At 54.0% G+C, this 19,253-nt stretch carries 22 protein-coding genes and 4 pseudogenes; 4 read left to right on the forward strand and 22 right to left on the reverse strand.

Going from position 1 to position 19,253, the window contains the following annotated elements:
• The 10 genes and pseudogenes from HPY52_14565 to HPY52_14610 all read right to left on the reverse strand — a co-directional run bounded on the left by HPY52_14565 (position 1) and on the right by HPY52_14610 (position 4,846).
• Positions 1 to 270: pseudogene (locus tag HPY52_14565) on the reverse strand (recombinase family protein).
• A 431-nt stretch (positions 271 to 701) separates the two neighbouring features.
• Entirely contained in the window at positions 702 to 956 is a 255-nt protein-coding gene (locus HPY52_14570; GenBank protein NPV81464.1) for a hypothetical protein, read from the reverse strand.
• 55 nt (positions 957 to 1,011) lie between these two features.
• Complete coding sequence (locus HPY52_14575) at positions 1,012 to 1,539, reverse strand: hypothetical protein (GenBank protein ID NPV81465.1); 528 nt, start codon at positions 1,537 to 1,539, stop codon at positions 1,012 to 1,014.
• Positions 1,540 to 1,954: 415 nt separating this feature from the next.
• Complete coding sequence (locus tag HPY52_14580) at positions 1,955 to 2,251, reverse strand: hypothetical protein (protein ID NPV81466.1); 297 nt, start codon at positions 2,249 to 2,251, stop codon at positions 1,955 to 1,957.
• A 310-nt stretch (positions 2,252 to 2,561) separates the two neighbouring features.
• Positions 2,562 to 2,993 carry a helix-turn-helix domain-containing protein gene (locus HPY52_14585; protein ID NPV81467.1) on the reverse strand — a complete coding sequence of 144 codons (432 nt, stop codon included), beginning with the start codon at positions 2,991 to 2,993 and terminating at the stop codon, positions 2,562 to 2,564.
• Between the two features lie 17 nt (positions 2,994 to 3,010).
• The gene (locus tag HPY52_14590) at positions 3,011 to 3,643 is read right to left on the reverse strand and encodes a hypothetical protein (protein NPV81468.1); all 633 of its coding nucleotides are present in this window, start codon (positions 3,641 to 3,643) and stop codon (positions 3,011 to 3,013) included.
• Between the two features lie 131 nt (positions 3,644 to 3,774).
• The gene (locus HPY52_14595; GenBank protein ID NPV81469.1) at positions 3,775 to 4,008 is read right to left on the reverse strand and encodes a hypothetical protein; all 234 of its coding nucleotides are present in this window, start codon (positions 4,006 to 4,008) and stop codon (positions 3,775 to 3,777) included.
• Complete coding sequence (locus HPY52_14600; protein NPV81470.1) at positions 3,986 to 4,171, reverse strand: hypothetical protein; 186 nt, start codon at positions 4,169 to 4,171, stop codon at positions 3,986 to 3,988. Before HPY52_14600 ends, HPY52_14595 begins: the two co-directional genes overlap by 23 nt.
• Entirely contained in the window at positions 4,155 to 4,535 is a 381-nt protein-coding gene (locus HPY52_14605; GenBank protein NPV81471.1) for a hypothetical protein, read from the reverse strand. Before HPY52_14605 ends, HPY52_14600 begins: the two co-directional genes overlap by 17 nt.
• Before the next feature lie 41 nt (positions 4,536 to 4,576).
• On the reverse strand, positions 4,577 to 4,846 hold the full coding sequence (locus HPY52_14610; GenBank protein ID NPV81472.1) for a hypothetical protein: 270 nt from the start codon (positions 4,844 to 4,846) through the stop codon (positions 4,577 to 4,579).
• 378 nt (positions 4,847 to 5,224) lie between these two features.
• Here HPY52_14610 and HPY52_14615 point away from each other — a divergent pair, with 378 nt between their 5' ends.
• From HPY52_14615 to HPY52_14625, 3 genes and pseudogenes are all read left to right on the forward strand, one after another.
• Positions 5,225 to 5,821: a site-specific integrase gene (locus HPY52_14615; GenBank protein NPV81473.1), complete on the forward strand. Its 597-nt coding sequence runs from the start codon at positions 5,225 to 5,227 to the stop codon at positions 5,819 to 5,821.
• 265 nt (positions 5,822 to 6,086) lie between these two features.
• Entirely contained in the window at positions 6,087 to 6,635 is a 549-nt protein-coding gene (locus tag HPY52_14620) for a hypothetical protein (GenBank protein NPV81474.1), read from the forward strand.
• A gap of 1,123 nt (positions 6,636 to 7,758) precedes the next feature.
• Positions 7,759 to 7,887 (forward strand): annotated as a pseudogene (locus HPY52_14625) (group II intron reverse transcriptase/maturase).
• Positions 7,888 to 8,185: 298 nt separating this feature from the next.
• On the opposite strand, the gene HPY52_14630 reads toward HPY52_14625, so the two are convergent.
• Genes HPY52_14630 through HPY52_14640 form a run of 3 tightly spaced genes read right to left on the reverse strand, consistent with a single transcriptional unit; the run spans position 8,186 to position 9,710 of the window.
• Positions 8,186 to 8,536, reverse strand: a complete 351-nt coding sequence (locus tag HPY52_14630; GenBank protein ID NPV81475.1) for a hypothetical protein — start codon at positions 8,534 to 8,536, stop codon at positions 8,186 to 8,188.
• On the reverse strand, positions 8,512 to 8,727 hold the full coding sequence (locus tag HPY52_14635) for a hypothetical protein (GenBank protein NPV81476.1): 216 nt from the start codon (positions 8,725 to 8,727) through the stop codon (positions 8,512 to 8,514). The genes HPY52_14630 and HPY52_14635 overlap by 25 nt, the downstream gene beginning before the upstream one ends.
• 8 nt (positions 8,728 to 8,735) lie before the next feature.
• A complete protein-coding gene (locus tag HPY52_14640) occupies positions 8,736 to 9,710 on the reverse strand; it encodes a hypothetical protein (GenBank protein NPV81477.1) in 975 nt (324 codons plus the stop codon).
• Positions 9,711 to 10,365: 655 nt separating this feature from the next.
• On the opposite strand from HPY52_14640, the gene HPY52_14645 reads away from it, so the two are divergent.
• The gene (locus tag HPY52_14645; GenBank protein NPV81478.1) at positions 10,366 to 11,685 is read left to right on the forward strand and encodes a PhoH family protein; all 1,320 of its coding nucleotides are present in this window, start codon (positions 10,366 to 10,368) and stop codon (positions 11,683 to 11,685) included.
• Positions 11,686 to 11,697: 12 nt separating this feature from the next.
• Here the strand turns inward: HPY52_14645 and HPY52_14650 are convergent.
• The 9 genes and pseudogenes from HPY52_14650 to HPY52_14690 form a co-directional block, all read right to left on the reverse strand.
• A pseudogene (locus HPY52_14650) lies at positions 11,698 to 12,187 on the reverse strand (HD domain-containing protein).
• Positions 12,141 to 12,293 (reverse strand): annotated as a pseudogene (locus tag HPY52_14655) (NAD(P)/FAD-dependent oxidoreductase). Before HPY52_14655 ends, HPY52_14650 begins: the two co-directional pseudogenes overlap by 47 nt.
• A 63-nt stretch (positions 12,294 to 12,356) precedes the next feature.
• Positions 12,357 to 13,667 (reverse strand): hypothetical protein, encoded by a 1,311-nt coding sequence (locus HPY52_14660; GenBank protein NPV81479.1) that lies wholly within the window; start codon positions 13,665 to 13,667, stop codon positions 12,357 to 12,359.
• Between the two features lie 6 nt (positions 13,668 to 13,673).
• Entirely contained in the window at positions 13,674 to 14,486 is an 813-nt protein-coding gene (locus HPY52_14665) for an ABC transporter permease subunit (GenBank protein ID NPV81480.1), read from the reverse strand.
• Entirely contained in the window at positions 14,483 to 15,442 is a 960-nt protein-coding gene (locus HPY52_14670) for an ABC transporter ATP-binding protein (GenBank protein NPV81481.1), read from the reverse strand. The genes HPY52_14665 and HPY52_14670 overlap by 4 nt, the downstream gene beginning before the upstream one ends.
• Positions 15,439 to 15,648, reverse strand: coding sequence for a hypothetical protein (locus HPY52_14675; GenBank protein NPV81482.1), 210 nt, complete (start codon positions 15,646 to 15,648; stop codon positions 15,439 to 15,441). Before HPY52_14675 ends, HPY52_14670 begins: the two co-directional genes overlap by 4 nt.
• A 23-nt stretch (positions 15,649 to 15,671) precedes the next feature.
• Positions 15,672 to 16,364, reverse strand: coding sequence for a hypothetical protein (locus tag HPY52_14680; protein NPV81483.1), 693 nt, complete (start codon positions 16,362 to 16,364; stop codon positions 15,672 to 15,674).
• 34 nt (positions 16,365 to 16,398) lie between these two features.
• Positions 16,399 to 18,546 carry an NAD(P)/FAD-dependent oxidoreductase gene (locus tag HPY52_14685; GenBank protein ID NPV81484.1) on the reverse strand — a complete coding sequence of 716 codons (2,148 nt, stop codon included), beginning with the start codon at positions 18,544 to 18,546 and terminating at the stop codon, positions 16,399 to 16,401.
• Positions 18,543 to 19,091, reverse strand: a complete 549-nt coding sequence (locus HPY52_14690; GenBank protein ID NPV81485.1) for a PadR family transcriptional regulator — start codon at positions 19,089 to 19,091, stop codon at positions 18,543 to 18,545. Before HPY52_14690 ends, HPY52_14685 begins: the two co-directional genes overlap by 4 nt.
• Positions 19,092 to 19,253 lie beyond the last annotated feature (162 nt).

The following is a 19,253-nucleotide window of genomic DNA, read 5'->3' on the forward strand; positions in this document are numbered from 1 at the left end:
GCAAGGCTATCCCGGCCTTATCCCAGGCCTTAGTTTGGTGCAGTGCATCTTCAGCATCCCGGAAAAGCCGGTCTAGTTTCAGGGCCACTACATGCTTAACCTTCTTGCGGGCTACTAGTTGCAAGGGCCTTTCTCCGCCAGGCCGGGTAGCCAGAGGTTTAGCTGCCGAAACTCCTTCCTCCCGGATAACTTCCGTTTGGGCTGTCAGGGAAACCCCACCTTAGCCTATTCCCCTGTGGAAACCCTTATGTAGCACACGGCTTTCTCTATGCCGCTATCTCCCTTCTTTGTCCCTCTCAAGCCATATTGTAAACCTTTCAGCCGTCTATGTCAACACTTTTTTGTCCATTTTTATCCCTCTCTGTCGTATAAAACTGTTCGGTTTTGTACCAAAATAAAGGGCACTATCAAAAAGTGCTCTCCTGTTTCCCGTATACCCGGACCGCCCCCCGGCTTTTTTATGTCTCCGAAACTCCCCAAAACCCTACCCGCTTCAGGGTCAAAGTGACCTTCAATCTCCCGGCCTCCAGTTTTGCTCCTATGGGCCTCTACATCCAGGGAAGGTATAATCGCCTTGTCCCAAAACTCGCATCTACGGGCCTCCTACGCGCTCCCGGGGCCCCTTTCCTCCTAACGTTCACCCAACTCTTGCCCTACCACAGGCCATAATGTTGAATCTACAGCACCAGTTAATTCCCAGTTTATTCACCTTTGAGTTTCATAACCCCGTTACGCCAAGTGCCTACCTCATAACTGTTAATGAAGAACGTTATCCTCACCTCATTCTTAGATACTGGGAAGAACGCTGGCTGAATGTATTCCTCAAACACATAGTTACCTGCTTCCTCATATGCCGCCCTAACCTCTCTATCTGATACCGAGAATCTACCCTGCCCAAGATGAAAATTCCAAGAGGGCTGACATGTTGTATTAACCCGCGCCTCTAATAAGTCCATCTTCAGTAGATGGCACAACAGTAAATGACTCTTTGTTTAACTTCTGTGTTAAAGCTCATCCTCCTGTATTAAGACGAGCAGTTAATTCAAGAGCCGTCCAATTCTCATACCCAGGCACTACGGAATCTTGATGAATTGTCAGTGCAGGGTAATCAGGATAACCAAATTCTCTATAGAGTTTTATGCATGGTTGCCTATTCTCATCTATTGATAACAATATCCGTGGTTTATCCGAAGCATCATACATCCGCAACGAGGTCGCCCGCAAATACACCCCCCCTTTGTTTTCTGAATCAACTACATCAATTGCCCCACCTCCTATTGTCACGCCTAGTGCCAATTGCCTCTTGCCCTCTTTATTGAACACCTCGATCTGCCCACCGGCCTCCCACTCTCGATCCCGTGCGGCACTGCGAAGCACCACCTGTTCCCGCCCGGCCTCATCCACCACGACTATGCGCCTGGCCCGTATCTCATCAACGATGCTTTCCGCCGCCTGCAATACCCGCGTCTCACGGGCCACACCGAAGAACAGTGCCACAAATAGCAACGGGTAAACTATGTATCTCTCCCACTTAGCCATAAGAACACCTCCCTTTTTTGCTGTCAGTATTCGTCACTGCGCTATCCTTTACCTGTAGCGGCCTGCCCTATTTTTGGAAATACAACCCGTTTGCATGTTCCCCACGGACATGCTAGACGGTCTCCTGCGTATCGTAGGAAGTCCGCTTTTGTCACTCTCGTCACCCTTGGCTAACCCAGCATGAATCCTCGTGGAGGCTCGCTACCCCCGGTCGCGCATAAAACCCTTCCGGGGTCATTGGAGGTGCGCCGCCGGTCTAGGACAGCCACCCCGAATTCTCGATAAGGGGAGTATTCCACATGCACCAGGACGCGTCAAAATGCCCTACAATGGCCGATAAAATCCTTGGATATATATGAATCCACCTACCCGCGCATTATCGCCCATCCCAGAGGCCTTTCTGCGCGTTACAGGCCTATTCGATACGCCCTACTATGAGGGTAAGCCCCCGTCCTGTGGGAGCCAGCACGCCACCGCACGCAGGATACGGGCATTCATCGGGAGGCATTACATCAGCGACATCGGCCAGGATCTTTCGTCCGCACCGCTTGCAGACATATTCCAGGGCTTCTCCTGCCTTTCGTCTTGGCATATCGGCCTGCCACAGAAGGGATACCACCAGGGCATTCATAGACGTGCCCGCCTTTTTCGCCAGAGAGGATAGCCTGCGAGAGTCATCATCGGTGAGATAAAGCATTACCCGCTTCTTCATGGCTGCGCCTCCATACTAGTATTCCGCACTAATAGCAGTAAGATTACTAGTATTAGCATAGCATACTAGTATAAGAAGTCAATAAAAAAGAGGACTTCCCCCACCATACCCCCCTTAGCGAAATTTGCGACAGCATACACGCTGCCGCCCGCCCGGTCCCAGGCCTGAAACTCCTGGAGATTTTATGGGCCTATCCCCCTTGAATTTAACGATTTAACCCAAAAAAATAAGACCTTACAGAGGAAAACTCCGCGCCTGCGGTGACCCCTACCGGTTTATCCTCTGGAAGGACCCAAAAACTTTATCAGCATCACACTAACCGGGTCAGCCGTTTGAGGGCCTCGTCATTCTGCCAGTTCGCCTCCACGTCCTCCGGGTCAGTCGCGCCCTTGGGAGCCATGTTAACACCATACAGGCCTACAGCTCGCAGGATATGCACAGCCGCAGCCTGCCTCAATCTGAGGTCCTGCTTCTGCTGCAGGTCCTCTTCCAGGACACTCACCGCCTGCGCCACTAATTGCCGTAATCGTTCGGTCTGTCCGCCCCATACTTCCTGCCGCCTGCGGTTTAGTTCCGCCACAAACAGAGCATTCCTGTTGCGCCACTCCGTCACGGTCTGACGGCTCACCCCTACAGCCTCGGCAACCTCCCTATCACTCTTCCCTTGCAGCAGCAGGTCAATCGCGTTTTCTTGCTCGATGGTCAACTGTCGGCTTTTGCCTATTTTCGCCACTTCCGCCATTCCTTTAACCCCTCCCGTTAAGAATTATACGCCTCCAATACCTTCTTTATCTGGCCGAATGTCTCCAATACGGCCATCAGGGCTTCATTCTTCGCCCTGAGCCCTTCTAACTTCAACCTGTTGTAGGTGTCCCAGTGCATCCACTTTGGCTTATCAGGGAAGGGATACATCAGCTCTGCCCTCCCGCCTAACCGCTCCTGTATCTTCTGCGCCTTGCGCATTAGCCTATGGGCTCGGTCCTCCCGCTGACTTTCGTAAGCTAAATCATAACAATGCCGGCATAGGAAATACTTGCCCCCTAGATACAGCTTCCCTACCCGCCGACCACACCTTGTATTAGGACACACAAACCAGGGCCTCCGGCCTCCGTAATTGCATTCAGTCCAGGTGATAGGCACGATATAGCGCACCTTCTCTGCATCCTCCGTCCCAGGCCTTATGGTGTAGGATAGCTCTATCGCATCAGGGAGGACAGTAACCCCGATACTCGCCTTTTCTCTCCCGTCATCCCGCTTCCACGCCCACCCAAACCATTGTTCAGGCCGGAGAAGGCCTTCTCTGTACCAGCGATTCACGTCAAGGCTCCGGCATCCCTCTACAGTATCCTTCTTACTCAGCCTATACCAGTTCCCTGATCCACGGCCACCCACTGCAGCCGAACACCTCCCAGATTTCCCCGAAATCATTAGGCAACCTTGCCCGTTTTGTTGCTCCTTTGTAGCTTTAATCCCTTGGCGCACTTGGAATTCACCATTGCAACCGAATCGCAATATGTGTATACCTATCCTAGCTCCTCCACGATCTCCGCGAATATCTTCCGGGCCTTCTCCCGGTCCTCACTTTCGCCCAGGGCCTCCACGTCCAGGGTCACGGTCTTGCCTGGGTGAGTGCTGCCTTCTTTGTCTGTCCACTCTGGCCGGGATATTTGCAGCTTCCCGGCCTTTGGATACCACCTGAGACTATTCTTCTCGCTCTTCGCCTCGATAGGATTTTCACTCTCCCAATACTTGGCCATACTCGTTACCTCCTGCCGCTTTTTTCTGAAGGCCTTCATCAGCCGTAACCCACCGCCGGCACCCTGTGCACCATGCCCGCGCACCTGATAGTGCCCATACCACAAGTCGTCCACATTCGCCGCACCGAAAGGGCACCAGCTTAAATTCAGTCTTGCGCTTCATCGGCTTCTTCCTCCTCCCCAAATATTTGGGTAAAGTAGTTCCATAATGCCTGCCTCACGATCTCGCTTACCGTTATGCCCCGCTCCTTTGATAACGCCGCTAAAGTATCGCGATACCCGCGCGGAAGGCGCACATAAATCCCTACAGAGTCATCATCCGGCTTGAATAGCCTACGGTATGCCGCGTCCAGGCTAATTCTCCTGCTATCTAACAATTCCACGAGCCTTATCGCTTCAGGGTTCCCTTTCTTCAATTCATCCCCGATCCGCATCATCTTGCGATATGTCTCCCTTGATATCAGAGAGGACATCTGCGCCCCCACCCGTGCAGCAGTCTCACGCTCATGCCGTGCCTTGCTCGTCATGGTTCCCTCCTCTCCTCGGGATCTGCTTCCACCAGCCAGGGTCATGAATCCATCGGCCTGTTTTCGGGTCCCGCCGGGTAGTCCAGCGGGTTCTCGCCATTGACAATTAGGACAGGGCAATTGCCCACGAATTGCACTTCTTCTATTTGGGATTGAAGCAGGGTAACGATCTCCGACTTGTGCTGGATAAGCTCTGGCTTTAATCCATTTATCTCCACTCCAGGCGGAACCTCTATGTGGAGCTTGTCGCCATTGAGGGATATGTTCACGCCAAGGCTCCAAAGTTCCTCGAGCAATTCCCTGGCAGTCATATCTCGAACACCTGCCCCCTCATGGGTGGGAAATTCTCAACCTCTTTACTAACAGTGCTAATACTGCTAACACTTTTTGAAAATCCTTGATCCACGTGGGGTTGAGAGCTCAAAAGTGTTAGCGGAGGGTCACTAACACTTCGCTTCATCGCTAACACTTCTGGAGTGTTAGCGGTGTTAGCAGTGTTAGCAGTGTTAGCGGTATAAGCACCATTAGTGGTGTGAGTGGATATGGTATACTTACCGTATCCCGCCTTCCTGATTACACCTTCTTGGGCTAACTTGGTAAGGAGGAATCGGATGTTCGCTTCTTTTTTCCCTAGAAAATAGGCAATATCCTTAGGCTTTAACGCGTCCCCGGCCTGCCTTAAGACCTCGATGATTTCCTGTCGTTCGCGGCTTATCCGGTATTCTTCAGCGTCTCCGAGTAAGCACCATCCCCCAACATGGGAGTCCCGTTCTAATGCAAGTTCTTTCTCCTCGATGTCGCGTCCCGTGATAAAAAGGATACCGTCAACACGGGCACGGTCACGCTTTAGTATCCAGATACCATCAGCCGCACCCGCTAATCCTGTAGTCCCGCTCAACAGGTCAAGAGGATCGTCCTCGGGGGCTTTTTTAATCGGCGAAATATGGGAAGATAACAACTTGGTGTTCTGCACAGAGATAGGGACACCTATAAACCCGCCTAATCTCCATAGAAGATCCTTCAGGCCCATCCTTCAAAGAGCCGGGGTACGGGAAATAAGAATTCACGATCTACGACATACCTGCGCTACCCTATTACTTCTTGAAGGGACTAATCCCCGAGTCGTGCAGGAGCAATTAGGACATAGCAATATTGCAACCACCTTGGGGCTGTACAGCCATGTGTTGCCTTCGATGAAGAAGCAAGTGGCCAGCACTATGGATGCTCTTTTTGGCTCTGGGAAAGGAGAGAAGAAAACGTGGGAGTCCCCGTCTGCCAAGGTTTAGAGGGGACCATTTTTGACAGTTAAATTGACAGCTATGAGAGTAAAAAAAGGCGTATTGGGTAGAAATGGTAGACTCTCAAACCCTTGCGGTACAACGGGATGGACATGGATGGACAAAGCAGATAGGACTGAAAATCCGCGTGTCCCCAGTTCGATTCTGGGTCTCGGCACCATATTTTTGTACGAAGAGATTTGCCCAGCTACACCGTCCGCTGTGCCGTTTCGCGGGCGGAAGCGCTCTGGGCCCCTCATCAGGAGGGACCGGCATGAAAGAACCTACCGTAATGCGCGGCAAGATTATGCCGAAAGCGAAAGACAGCAAATTGCGCATATCGCTTCAGGAGCCGGAGACTCCCACCCTGGCAAGCATCTCCCGGGAGGAAGCCCTGGCCAGGTTCCTCCTAATGAAGAAGGCACAGGGGGTCAGGGAGCGCACCATAAATGACTACCGAAGAGTCGTGACGCTTTTCTTCAGAAGGTTTCCAGACGCCTTCAAAAGCGAAGAAGACCTCTCAAATTCCGTATATCAGCATATGGCTCAGAAAATCGGGCCGAACACCTATAACCTGAGACTGATTTATTTGAAGGTTTTCTTTAATTGGTACATAGAAGAGAAGATTCTGCAGAAAAACCCGCTTGCTGGCTTCAAGAGGAAGCCACCCAAATCCAGGATAGTTGAGATTAAGCCGGTGGCCCTCCGCTTGATAGAATCCGGCCAGGTGCCACTAGCCCGCCAGACGGACGAGCCGCACGATAATATACAGCCTCTTGGTTCAGCGCGATTTCTGGTATGGCCCCGAATAGTGTTTGTCTAGCCAAGCCTTCGTCGAATAGATGTTGCGCCCATTTGGGTTTAATAGGGACGATAAACGTAGGTATATCTGCATCAGTGATCTTTGCAGGCCACAATAAATGCTCGATCTGTGTAGCAGTTTGAGGGTCCATGGTTGCCTCATGTATGCCAAGAGTATTTATTAGACGGGTGAAACATTCTTGCTCGAGTCCATACATTTGAACCAGACTGGCTAGGCGCTCAGAGAGCCGTGCAGCAGTCTCCGCAACTGCTAGATTCACCTTTATCCATTCCTTATTAGCCTGAACAAAACCGCCTTCACGAAGGGCGGCTACTATGACATCGCTGCTATAGTGGTCACAAATTTTTATTAAAACTCGCCTTTCCCTCGATGAGAGCGTCACTGCTTTGGAGATTAAATGTCGCGCTATGGTTCCCTCTAAAGGCCCCGGTCGAATTCGAATTACCGGAATTTCTAATCCATATTTGTTTCCTTTATCAAATACAACCAACGCGACCGGTTCCCGCTGTTCATTGAAAGCAATAAGACAAGCAAATCTCTGCGGACAAGCAAGAAAACGACGCATCTGCTGGGAAAAATCAGACTTCCTTTCCCTTTTATTCGCACAGCGGAAGACATCCAACATTGCCCTTTCTTGCCCGCTGCAAACACGGCCTATATGAAAATATGAATCTGATCCACAAGAAAGAGGCCAGCAACGTCGCCGGGCCTTGTCGGTTTTGAGAGAGATACATAAGTTACAGTGTTGGTGCGGCATATATATCCAGGGCCCTTGAGGGCCTGCTTACCACAGGAATCTATAGCGCGACCTTTGCGCCATTGACTACTAATATTGCCACCTCAGTTTTCCTCCCATTCCACTATGTTCGAACCCAACTGTAATAAAGTCTCCTTTATCTTACTATCCAATGTAATACGATCAAGACCATTTATGGCTTCCGCCTTGATCTCAATGATGATCTCTGGATCAGATCCTAGTACTTTTAGTGGGCGAATGACACCAGTGACTATCTGCGAGAGTTTATCCCAAGGGATGCCCGTGCCAAGTGTTGCCGTATCTCTCGTTAGGCTTTCCTAAACCTCAAGGGAGGAAAGTCATCATCCTTATCCGGCGAGGAATATGAGGGAGTATATGCAGGAGGGATACACCTGGGTAGTGGACCTGGACATAGAGAAATTCTTTGACCGGGTCAATCATGACATACTCATGGCTCAGGTGGCCCGGAGGGTCAAGGATAAGTGGAAAAGGATTCGCACTCGGTATAGAGAGTTGCGGCGGCTTGGACAGCCAGAATGGAAGGTTCATGAGGTTGCCGACGCGCGCAAAAGGGCCATGGCGCATGGCTAATGGTCCTCTCAACAGCATCCTGACGCTGGCCTGCTGGCAGAGTCAGGGGCTAATTGACCTTGTCGTTCATTACCGGGAAATCCGTAAGCAATGGCGAATGGCCGGATGCGCGACCGCATGTCCGATGAGGTGAGGGGGCGAAACGCCCCCCTCTTACTTGATGATTCGAGTGATGATGTGCTGGCTCAGTGACCGCAGATTTTCATTTCGCTACTGTGATGAAAATCGGATTGGAGTAGAACCAGAGATCAGCGTACGCCTCAGCGCTTCCATTGAGTCCAAGGTTAGCCGCAAGGTCATCTATAAGTGGGTTACCATCAGCATCTGTCTCATTGGGAACACCTACGCCCAGGTTGGTACCACGCAGCCGTATGTACTGATCTTTTTGGACGTTTGGAATCTCGAATGCTATGGTGTTAAACCCATCAGGATCGGTCGACCAGTCCTTGCTTGTAAACCGCTGTAGCACCCTGGTACTCTCATTGGTATCACTGTTGTACCGTGGGTCATCCGGGTAGATCTTGCCGGTTACGTCACCAATGATGAGATCCACATGACCACAACCGGCTTGTCACCATTATTGTTCGCGGCAGGGCTCCTGAAACGAATGACGACCTTAACAGTCGAACCTTTCTCGACCATGAGGTCCCCGCCCATCGTGGCCTTGCTCTTACCATCAGAAGCCGTAAAATCGAGGGCGTTGATAAGGTCTCCATGGACCACGAATGCATTTCCAGACCTCATGCCATCTATTATGGAGCGCGGGCTCCGGTCTTTAACGTAGACATAGGTCTTAGTATACTCACCAGGATAGAAATCCCCACCATCAGTGCTATGGAAATCCGAGTTCGCGAATATCCAGAACCTGCGCTTCTCACCGAGTAGGCTATCCCAGAGCCCTCCCACCCGGCTACCATGTAGTCTGCCCCGCCATAGGTGCGGGCACGGTAGGTATTATCTCCGAGATTACTTCCGTAACCGCCCCTTGCATCCTCCTTCTGGTGCCCGGGCAACCCTTCGAAACCGAAACACACTGTCGGCGCTGCGTTATTGAAGTCGCGGATATCGGCAGCCGAGTACTTGAGAACGCGGGAAGGGTGATTTATCAGGAAATAACTGGTGTCAGCGTAATTCTCCTGGAGGTAAGCAGCGCCTGCCACGGCATCCGCATGTGTGACATTCCGCTTGACAAGGCCTTCCCTTGCGCGGCTTGTATCCTTATCTCCGGCATCGAACATATATTCAAAGTCACTTATCGCAGTCGGGACATCTTCGACAATGGCAACACTTGCGTGTTCATGGGAGGGAACGTTCCATTCAAGACCCTGGATGAGGGTTTTGTTCGAGTATCGAGACTGCAGAGATTGAAGCAACGGATACGAATAATCGCGGAGCGACTGCCAGCGCCACATAAGAAGACGCCCATTTTTATCCTTAACTGGATTACCGATAATATAGGGTGCTGGAGTGACGTTTTCCCAGTATGCGCCTTCGGGGTTACGCGCGAAGGCTCCTCCATGCTCCGAATTGGCCATCCAGTCCAGTCCGAACGTGTCAAATGCATGACCTACTACATCCGCCTGAGTGTGGCTTCCGTCCGTAAGGAAAGTGTGGGTATGGAAGTCTCCTGTGATCCATTCACCGGCAAACGCATAGAGACTACCTACGGCTACCATGAGCGCGGTCAATATCAACACAACGCTCATTCTGAATGATGACCTGTACACTGAATACCAGCTCCTTTCAGGGAAGAATTGTTCTGTAGAGGAACATAAAGGATGAACGTTAAGAGAACATATCAGTGGAGTAAACATCCCGTGAACGAATCATAACCCGAGCCACGGGAGGCATCCATCCCACGGGGACATAGATGCTATCACTGTGTCCCGGGACCAGGAATTCCGCGATGAAGCAGATATGGGATTATGCAAGTAAAGTATTCAATCTTGACCGATTCCTTCGTGAATACCATGACTCGAGGATAAACCCTCAGATTCCTTCCTCTGGAGGATCTGTGCTATAGACGGCACATAAACCCACTCGACCCAAAGACCGTCTAAGAAGGCTTTAGACTGGACGAAGGGGCATCATTCGTCGACGTGACCAAGTTCGTCGCGTCCACGCACTATCAACTCCTGGAACTGTGGTTGCTTCATTGGGTGTAGGAAGGCAGCACCTTAACAACGGAGTCAAAAGCCGTCATGTCGGGTATGCCGTCCTGCGGGGTAGCCATGGGTTAAGATTAGGAAATTTTGTCTAAATCTAAGAATATTTTAACGTCACCTTAACGCTTCCTTAATGGCCCCGTTTTATATTAATACTGTCAGAGTGTATCTGGCAGGAACAACCAAGAATAGCAGCCTGCCTAGGGAGGTTGAAAACGTGGCCACTATCTATGTGCTAGATAGCAACGTCCTTTTAAGCGACCCCCAGGCCATCCATGCTTTTCCCGGGGCCGAGGTGGTCATCCCCGGCGTGGTCATCGAGGAAATCGACGCCAAAAAGTACGGCCTCGACGGTACTGCCTACAACGCCCGCCAGGTGGCTCGCCAGCTGGATCTCTACCGTGCCGCCGGAAGTTTGAAGGAAACGGTACCCCTGGATAACGGCGGTACCCTGCGGGTTGAATTGAATCACCGCTCCCTGGATTGCCTGCGGGATCACTTCCCGGAAATCAACAACGACAACCGCCTGCTGGCCGTAGCTTTAAACCTGCAGCAGGAGGCCCGGCAGCAAGATCCCCCCGGGCAGGTGGTCCTGGTCTCCCAGGATGCCATCGTCCGCATCAAAGCCGACGCCCTGGGCCTGGCGGCCGAGGATTACCAGGCCCAGGATAATAAAATCATCCCCGACAGTTACACCGGTTACGAGGAGGTGGAGGTTGAACCCGGCCTTATAGACCGGTTTTATTGTTACCGGGAACTGCCCGCCGCGGAACTGCCCCTGGAACTGCAACCGAACCAGTATATCATCCTGAAAAGTTATGGCTCCCCCCAGTCAGCCATTGCCCGCTATAATCATGAACGCAGCCTGCTCCTCCCCCTAGCCCCGGCCGGCAATAGCATCTGGGGCATAAGCCCGCGCAACGTCCAGCAAAAAATGGCCCTGGACCTCCTCCTGGACAGGAATATCCCCCTGGTCACCATCACCGGCCGGGCTGGTACCGGCAAAACCCTCCTGGCCCTGGCCGCCGGCCTCCACCTCACCCAGGAAGAAGCCGCCTACCAGAAATTACTCATCGCCCGCCCGGTGATCCCCCTGGGACGGGATATAGGTTACCTGCCGGGAACCAAGGAAGAAAAGCTGCGCCCCTGGATGCAGCCCATCTTCGACAACCTGGAATTCCTCTTCGCCAAGCGCAAAGGTACCCTGGAGGAGGTCCTGGCGGGGTTAAAAAACGTACAGGTGGAAGCCCTGACCTACATCCGCGGCCGCACCCTGCCCGGGCAGTACATCATCATCGACGAAGCCCAGAATTTAACCCGACATGAAGTCAAAACAGTCATCTCCCGGGTTGGGGAGGGTAGCAAAATTGTCCTCCTAGGCGATCCGGAGCAGATCGACCACCCCTACCTGGATGCTGCCAGCAATGGCCTCGCCTATACCGTAGGAAAATTTAAAAGCCAGCCCTTAGCCGGCCATATAACCCTGGTCAAGGGAGAACGCTCTCCCCTGGCCCGCCTGGCTGCAGCCATCCTCTAACCTTCTGACTTTGATGCCGACTTTCCCCACGTCGTGGGGTAAACCGGCCAGGTAAAGGGTGTCCTGGTAGTTCAGGGATAAACCTAAACCGGCTGCTATCCGGCGGGCATATTCGGCCACCCGGCGCGAGTGCTGGCCGGTATAACGGTCGCGCAACTGCAGAGCCTCCAGCAGAGCCGTCGTAGTTATATATAAATGGTGTTGCAATTGCTGCCGCTGCCAAACCAGGCGCCCTAAAAACTCTACGATCACCGGGTCCAAGAGATAAAAACTTGTTATCACCATGAGATTGACATAATCTTTGGCCCCTGGGGTGGAAAAAAATTAATGGGTTGATCAAGAAGCGCAGGCAACCCGCCGCCAAGGCGGTCACCAGGCCCTCCATCAGGGAATTCATTGCGGTTACGGTTACCGGAACGAGATAGAGGAAGTCCAGCATAATCTGGGCCGGCAGGATAGTCCTTCCGCCGCCAGGCTGTACAGAGTCCCCCTGGCTTGTCATGCCTTTCAAAGATCTGGCTCTGGTACCCGTTCATCTGCGCGTAGCAGCCTGTAGCCAGGCCGGCGATAGCGGCTCCGATAATGATAAGTGATTGGCCATTCTTTATGCTCGCGTTGATGGTGGTTTCCTCCTTCTGGAAATCACAAATTGGAGGCACTCCCCTTATTCCTTATTTATTTGAGACGGCCGTTACCCATAATAAGGACGTAGCCCCCACCCATTTCGTCAGCAGGTCCTCCAGGGGCACAGGCCCCATGGCTTCGCTGTGCCAGGGCACGTTCAGCCTGTCCAAAACCAGCGCCTGCCCGCTTCCCAGGGTATACCATGCTTCGCTCCCCGCGGACCCCTGGCCGACCTCATCGATAAGTTCTTCGGCACCCCAGCGGATGCCCGTGCGTGACTGCCCCGCCCGGTACCCGTGGAAGGCGGGGTCGCTAAGCAAGGCCCCGGTGGGATGGTATCCTGGGGCCGAGCCAATCTGCCATGCCCGGATCTCAATATAGCGGGCCAACCCTTCGGTCCATTCCTGCAGGCACTCCAACTCAATAGCATAGGCTGCATCGGGACCCAGAATGTGCTCCATCCGTTGGCGCCGCGCGGCGCGCACCCGCAGAAACTCCCTGGCATAGCGGACTATGCTTTCCCGATCCGTAGCCTCGAGTGCCCTGGATAGCCATTTGCCCTCCTGGCGCTGCAGCTCCTGTACCTGCTGGTCTTTGTAAGCGCGCTTCAGTGGAACGTCGTCCTTTTCGTTTCCGTCGCTGTAATTCTCATGCATTTTCTGCATCCACAGGCGAAGCCGATCCCACTGGTAGACATGAAACGCCTCATGCACCAGGAACGTTACGTAAAGGTCGCTGGGAACCGACTCATCCGCGATCCGGGGACCCGCCACCGCCTGCAGCAGTCCTTCTTGTCCCGCGCTAAAATCGTGGACCTGCAATTCGCTGGCAAAACGACCTGAAAGCGAGGTCCGGCCCATGGCCACGGCCGCCATCTCCCACGCCGGAACGGTGAAGATCGCGGTGTCCGCTGCCTGGCGCAAAAAGTTCGGCCGCACAGGAAGCACAGTAGCCACATCGATGGTGATGACCGGCTTGTGCAGGTGCAACGCAGCCATGCCATTCACGACCAGCTTCTTCCCGGGCAGTTTTTCCTTCCCGGAATAGTTTACCAGGTAGTTCTGGCCTCCCTTCTTGATGATCAAAAACGCGATCTTCGAAGGATCGAAGTCCTTGAAGGTTGCCTCACCCACGGCGCGCCCCAGGCGCTGCGCCTCCTGCACATAGGCCGCATCCAGGGGAAGCAAATTCTGGCCCCCGGGCAGCCAATTCCAGGCCGCCACCAGGGCGAACCCCACGGCCAGGGCGCCTGCGATAGCTACGCGGGTTGCCCCGCTCATCCTGGCCAGGACCATATGAACCGGCCTTGTCTTTTCCACACTCATCTTCAGTTCGATCCTCTTGTCGGTACCCCTCATCCGCCATCACACTTCCTTTCCGTACAGGCTGACGGCAGTGAGCAACACGCCGAAGTAAAGCCAGATGAGGGCGGACACGTAGACCTTTGCATCCAATAGTGCCCCAGGGGTGAAAAATTTGGCTGCTTCCGCCGCAATTTCGTTCACCGGTGGGAGGAACCAAAGGGCAAGGGAGCGCAGGGCCTCCCAAAAGGTGGTATTGGCTCCGCGTTGCAGCGTGCCAATAATCTTCATCTGTAGCCCCAGATCGAGCACTCCCCGCAAGGCGCCGGCCACATACACACCGAGGCCCAGGAAGCCGGCCACCGCCCCGGGCAACCGGGCGGAAAGAAGCGTGGTCAGGCAAGCCGTGAACGCCACGTTGAGGCTCAGGGTTAAAAGCCCGGGCACCAGAGACACGAGGTAGTGTGCGCTGGCCCCTCTCGCGGCAAGGACCAATACCAGCCCCAGCGACAGCAGCGCGTACAGGGCCCAGGCCGTAAGGATGTTCCCCAGGAGCAGCTCCAGCGCCACCTGCCAGCGCTCGACGGGCCGGACCAATAGCAGATGAATGGTCTTGCGTTCGAACTCCCGGGGAACCGTGTTCATGCTCAGCACTGCGGCCACCACGGCACTGAACAGCCCGATGATGGTGAAGCCAATCTGTACGGTGCCCAACAAACTCGCGATGAGGTTGACTGCCGGGCCGCCTCCCGCGCCTTGCTGCTGGACCGTACCACTCAGCAGCAAGGCGGCAACGGCCGCGATCCCAAGGAGTGCCAGCAGATACAGCACTTTGTTACGCAGATTTTCGCGCACCACGTTGGCCGCGATCCTCATTTCTCCTGCCCACCTTTGTGCATGATTTCCATATAGATGTCCTCCAGCGTCGCTTTCTTGCGCTTCAGCTGGTAGACTTGCGCATGGTGCTCCATCAGCACGCCTAGCAGTTTCGGCTCCTGACCGGGCTGGAGGTTTGCGACCGAAAGGCGCGGCTCATCGTAATGAACGCCCCAGCCCATCCGGCGTAGGGCGGCCAGGGCCTCATCCGAAAGTGCGCGCACTTCGACTTCTACCTCTTCCAGCGCGGGCATCTCACCGTCCAGCAGGCGGTCGGCCACGATCCTGCCGGCATTGATGACAATAACCCGGTCACAGACTGTCTCGATGTCGCTCAGGATGTGGCTGCTCAACAGGATCGTCTTACCGCTTTGCTTCAGCTCCTGGATAACCTGGCGCATTTCCAGCCGGCCCTCCGGATCCAGGCCCGACGAGGGCTCGTCGAGGAATAGAATCTCGGGATCTCCCAGCAGGCTTTGAGCCACGGCGAGCCGCTGGACCATGCCTTTGGAGAAATGCCCCACTTTGCGGCGACGGGCCGCCTCCAGGCCTGTGGCGCGTAGCACCCGGTCAACGCTGGCACGCACGGATTTGATGCCCTGCAGGCCGGCGTAAAAGGCGAGGATCTCCTCGGCAGTTAAGAAGGGGTAAAAGTAGGGCGTTTCCGGGGAGTAGCCCATGCGCCGGCGGGCTTCTGCGGCGGCAGGCGTACTGTCGAACACCCGCACGACGCCCCGGGTAGGGCGCGTCAGACCCAGGCAAGCCTTGATAGTGGTGCTTTTTCCGGCCCCGTTAGGGCCTAACAGCCCCACCACCTGTCCTTTGGGCACCAGAAAGCTAATGCCGCGGACGGCGACAACCTTTCCATAGGATTTCACCAGTCCGTCCACTTCCAGGACGGGTTCCCCTGCTTGCGGCACGATTTGGGCCGGATGGTTCAAGGTCAACACGTTCACGGATCACCCCTTCCCGCCCGGTAGATCAGGTAGACGGCGGCAGCCAGAAAAGGCAGGGCGGGAACCCCGTCCAGGAGCAGGCCCGCCACCAGCGCAACCTCCATGGCCAGGAGCGGCAGGAAATACACCCACACCGGCAGGCCCGGTACCCTGATCAGGACATAATAGATGACAAAGAGAAAGACCAGTTTTCGATTGACAAACACGCCCCTTTGACATGCTGAATTGATTACCCTTGCAACAGGGACTTTGCCTCCAGAGCTTCTCTGGATTTCGGGGCAAGCTCCATCACCTTTTGCCAGTTCTCCCTGGCCTTGCTCTTATCACCGTCTTTAGCATAGGCCTTTCCGAGGCCAAGGTATATCTGGGCCAGGGTATTTATGTTGAATTGCTCGGGCCTGTTCTGGCTTAAGGTGAGAAGATACTCGAAGTCCTTGATAGCCACCTTCGTGCGCCCGAACATATAAGGCAGGGCCAGGCTTGTATGAGCCCTCACCAGCCTGACCATGACGGCATCGGGGGCGAGTTCAACGGCTTTATCCATCTCCTGGATTCCCTGATTCACGTAGAGAAGTTTTGCAAGCGGGAACCAATCTTCCCTGCCCTTGATGGTAAGCGTGCTGCCATACCATGCATGGGCCTCGGCGTTGTCAGGCTCTATCTTCAGCACTTCCTTGAAGACTTGCTCAGCTCGTTGAAGTGCTTGTTTGTCTCCCTCCAGCGCCTTGCTGTGATACATAGTGCCGAGATCCATCAACAACTTTATGTCCCTGGGGTTCTCTTTCAGTTTCGCCTCCAGTTCCTGAATCCTTCCAGCATCGGCAGCCAGAGTCGCCGGCGGGAAAACCACCATCGTAGAGCACACGGCCATTATCGCCATCAATGTTAATAAAGAGACAACTCTACTCAACCTGTTATTCATGCTAAGACCTCCCTCGTATCACATGTTGTTTCATTCATGTCGAACCTCGAATCTTCCAGTTCATTATGTCATTCGCGCAGATCCTTCCGGCGATCACCACTGCTTCAATCCCGCCACCAGGAAAGGTGGAGGCGCTGGCGAGATACAGCCCTTTGATGGGTGTCTTGAAATATGGCCTTTTCGTATCCTTTGACTGGTCGAAGGCATAGATCGCCCCTTCTGGCATGCCGGTGTAAAACTCTAGTGTCCTCGGCGTTGCCGCATCCTCTACGATGATGTGGCTTGAAAGACCGGGGATCGCCTTATCCGCCTGCTTTATCAGCGTGCGGGCGAGCTCCTCCTTCCTTTGAAGATATTCCGGGGTTCCTCTCGGGGGGAAATCGCGGTAATTCGCGCCGGCCAGTAGCGTGACGCTGGCACTACCCGGGGGCGCAAGATCCGGATCTGCGTTCGAGCCTATGACGATCCCGTACCCCTCATCAAGATTGTGGATGAGGACCGGGTAATCTGATAGGTCCATGCCTACCCCCAGGAATACCATGAATACCGACGGTGACATCTTCAGGCCTTTGATATGCTGCGCAAATGCTGGCTTTAGGTGTTCTTCTCCCACGAGGTCCAGGAGAGCTGTCTTAGCATTGACGTTGGCCACCACCACGGGACTTTCATAGGTCATATCGCCCACCTGAACCCCCCTGACCTCTACCTCCCTGCCAGCCCTGGCCTCACTTCTCTCCATTAGAATCCTGTCAACCTTGTGCCTGAGCAGCACCCGACCGCCATGTTCCTCGATATACTGCTTTAGCGCGCCTGCGAATCGAAGCGCGCCTCCTTTGGGGAAATATCCCCCGTGAAGGTAATAGGATACTACGGCGGTCAGGGCGCTTGCTGCCGGGGTTTTGTCCGGCTCCGTCCCAACATAGCCTATGAGGGCGGATAGCAGCGCCTTGAGAGTTTCACTCTTGAAATGCTCGTCCAGGACTTGCCTGTAAGTCTTATTCATCCAGCTGAAGAAATGCGAGTGTTCCCCAGGGTAATTCAGGAGTGCCTTTGCCCCGAACACCTTGGCGATGAGTTCTGCAGGGAGCGGAGTCCCATACATTGCGGCCTCCCGGTAGACCTCTTCATAGGCCTTCCTGGCCATCCCGAAGAAGTCAACAATACCGCGAGCTTCCTCAAGGAACATTCCCTGAAGCAGGGCTATGAATCCTCCGAGATCCGGCGGGGCATCGATATTCTGGCCTTTGAAGATGAATCTCGAGGTGTTTCTTATGAAGAAGTCCTCTTGCCTGAGCCCGAGATCATCCAGGAGGTAGCTCACAGGGCCGTTTTCCCACAGCCCGCTTACGGCCTCCACCCCGGTATTGAAGGTAAACCCCTTCCGGCGGAACGACGAGCAGTAACCCCCCGGGAGGTAGTGTTGCTCGAAGACCGCAACCCGGTATCCCTCGCGGGCGAGCAAAGCCCCGCAGGTCAATCCGCCAATCCCGGAGCCGACAATTATCGCGTCATATTCTTTCCCCTCGTCCTTCGCTTTTCCGGGCTCCGCTTCCCCGCGCCTTTCGCGCCCGATCTCCACCCGCCAGTCATTCTCCTTGAACTCTCTCAAGGCAAAATAGGCGGGAGCTGCCAGAGGGAAAACAATGGAGAAGAGTATTCCCAGAGCCACCAGAGCATTTGAGGCCACGACGTTGATAGGAAACCGCGAGAGAATGTATATCACTGAATTCACCAGGAATATGAATGCCCAAAGGCCAGTGATGATGTTATTGATCATGAGGAAAGTTGGGTCGCGCCAGTAAGTCTCAGGATAGTCCCTCTTTGAAACCTGCAAGGTGTACGGCTGTTTGAGTATCAAAGAGACAGTCGCCATGATGAAGAGGGCAAGATATCCGAGGAAACCGCTGTTATCAATGAACAGGCTCGATTCGAGCCCAAAGGTGACCAGAGCCGCGACACCGAAGAATGCCACTGACACCAGGTCCATGAGGTTGAAACTCCTGCTAATGGCCTCCGAAATCACAAGGAGGATGGCCGCTAAAAACCCAGCTGCAACGCCCGAGGGCTTCCCCATGCCAGCCAGGGTCCAATAGAGTATCCATGGGATGAATGAGATGAGGATATAGACCATACCGGGTATCCGGGGCTGTTTCCGGATTCCGGGCTCCTTCCCCACACTCATAAGGTATCCTCCTTTCTCACCCCGGGGTCGCCCGAGTTACCGTTTTTGAGTTCGTCCAGGAACCTTTCAAACCAGCTCTGGAGGAACGCGAAGAAGTCCCTGCCGAATCGAAGGGTGTACATCTGATATATATCTCCCTTGCCCCTTACCGCGAACTCAATCATCTCAAGCTTCCTCGAAACCGCCCTTATCTCCGAGAGATGCTGGGTTACTGCCGCCTCAATCTTCTCTTTGGGAAGGTGCGCGAAGAAGAACATCCTCATCAAGAAGTCGTATTTGAACTTGCTCTCGCCGGGTGGCCCTCCGAGCCACCGGAGAAACTCCTCGCGCCCTTCATCAGTGATAGAATAGACCTTCCTGAGGCGCCCGCTTTCTATTGCCTCGCTCGACTTCACGAGCCCTCTTTCTTCTAGCTTCTTGAGGGTAGGATAGATGCTCCCGTAGCTTGCATCATAGAAAAAGGACGTGCTGATGCTCATAAGCCGCTTGATATCATACCCTGTCATGTCTCCAATGGTCAGAAAACCAAGGATGACGTGCTCCATGGCTTTGCACTTCCCCACTACCCGCAATACATCGTTCCGATATATATCATATCGATATTGGGCGGTGGTGTCAAGGGGACCCTAGCAGGGCGCAACACTGTGAAGGACTCCCGCGGACGCGCAGAGAAATCAGGTGCTGACCGACTACCGGTGGAAAGATAA

This window comes from Bacillota bacterium (assembly GCA_013178415.1).
GTDB lineage: Bacteria > Bacillota > SHA-98 > Ch115 > Ch115 > Ch115.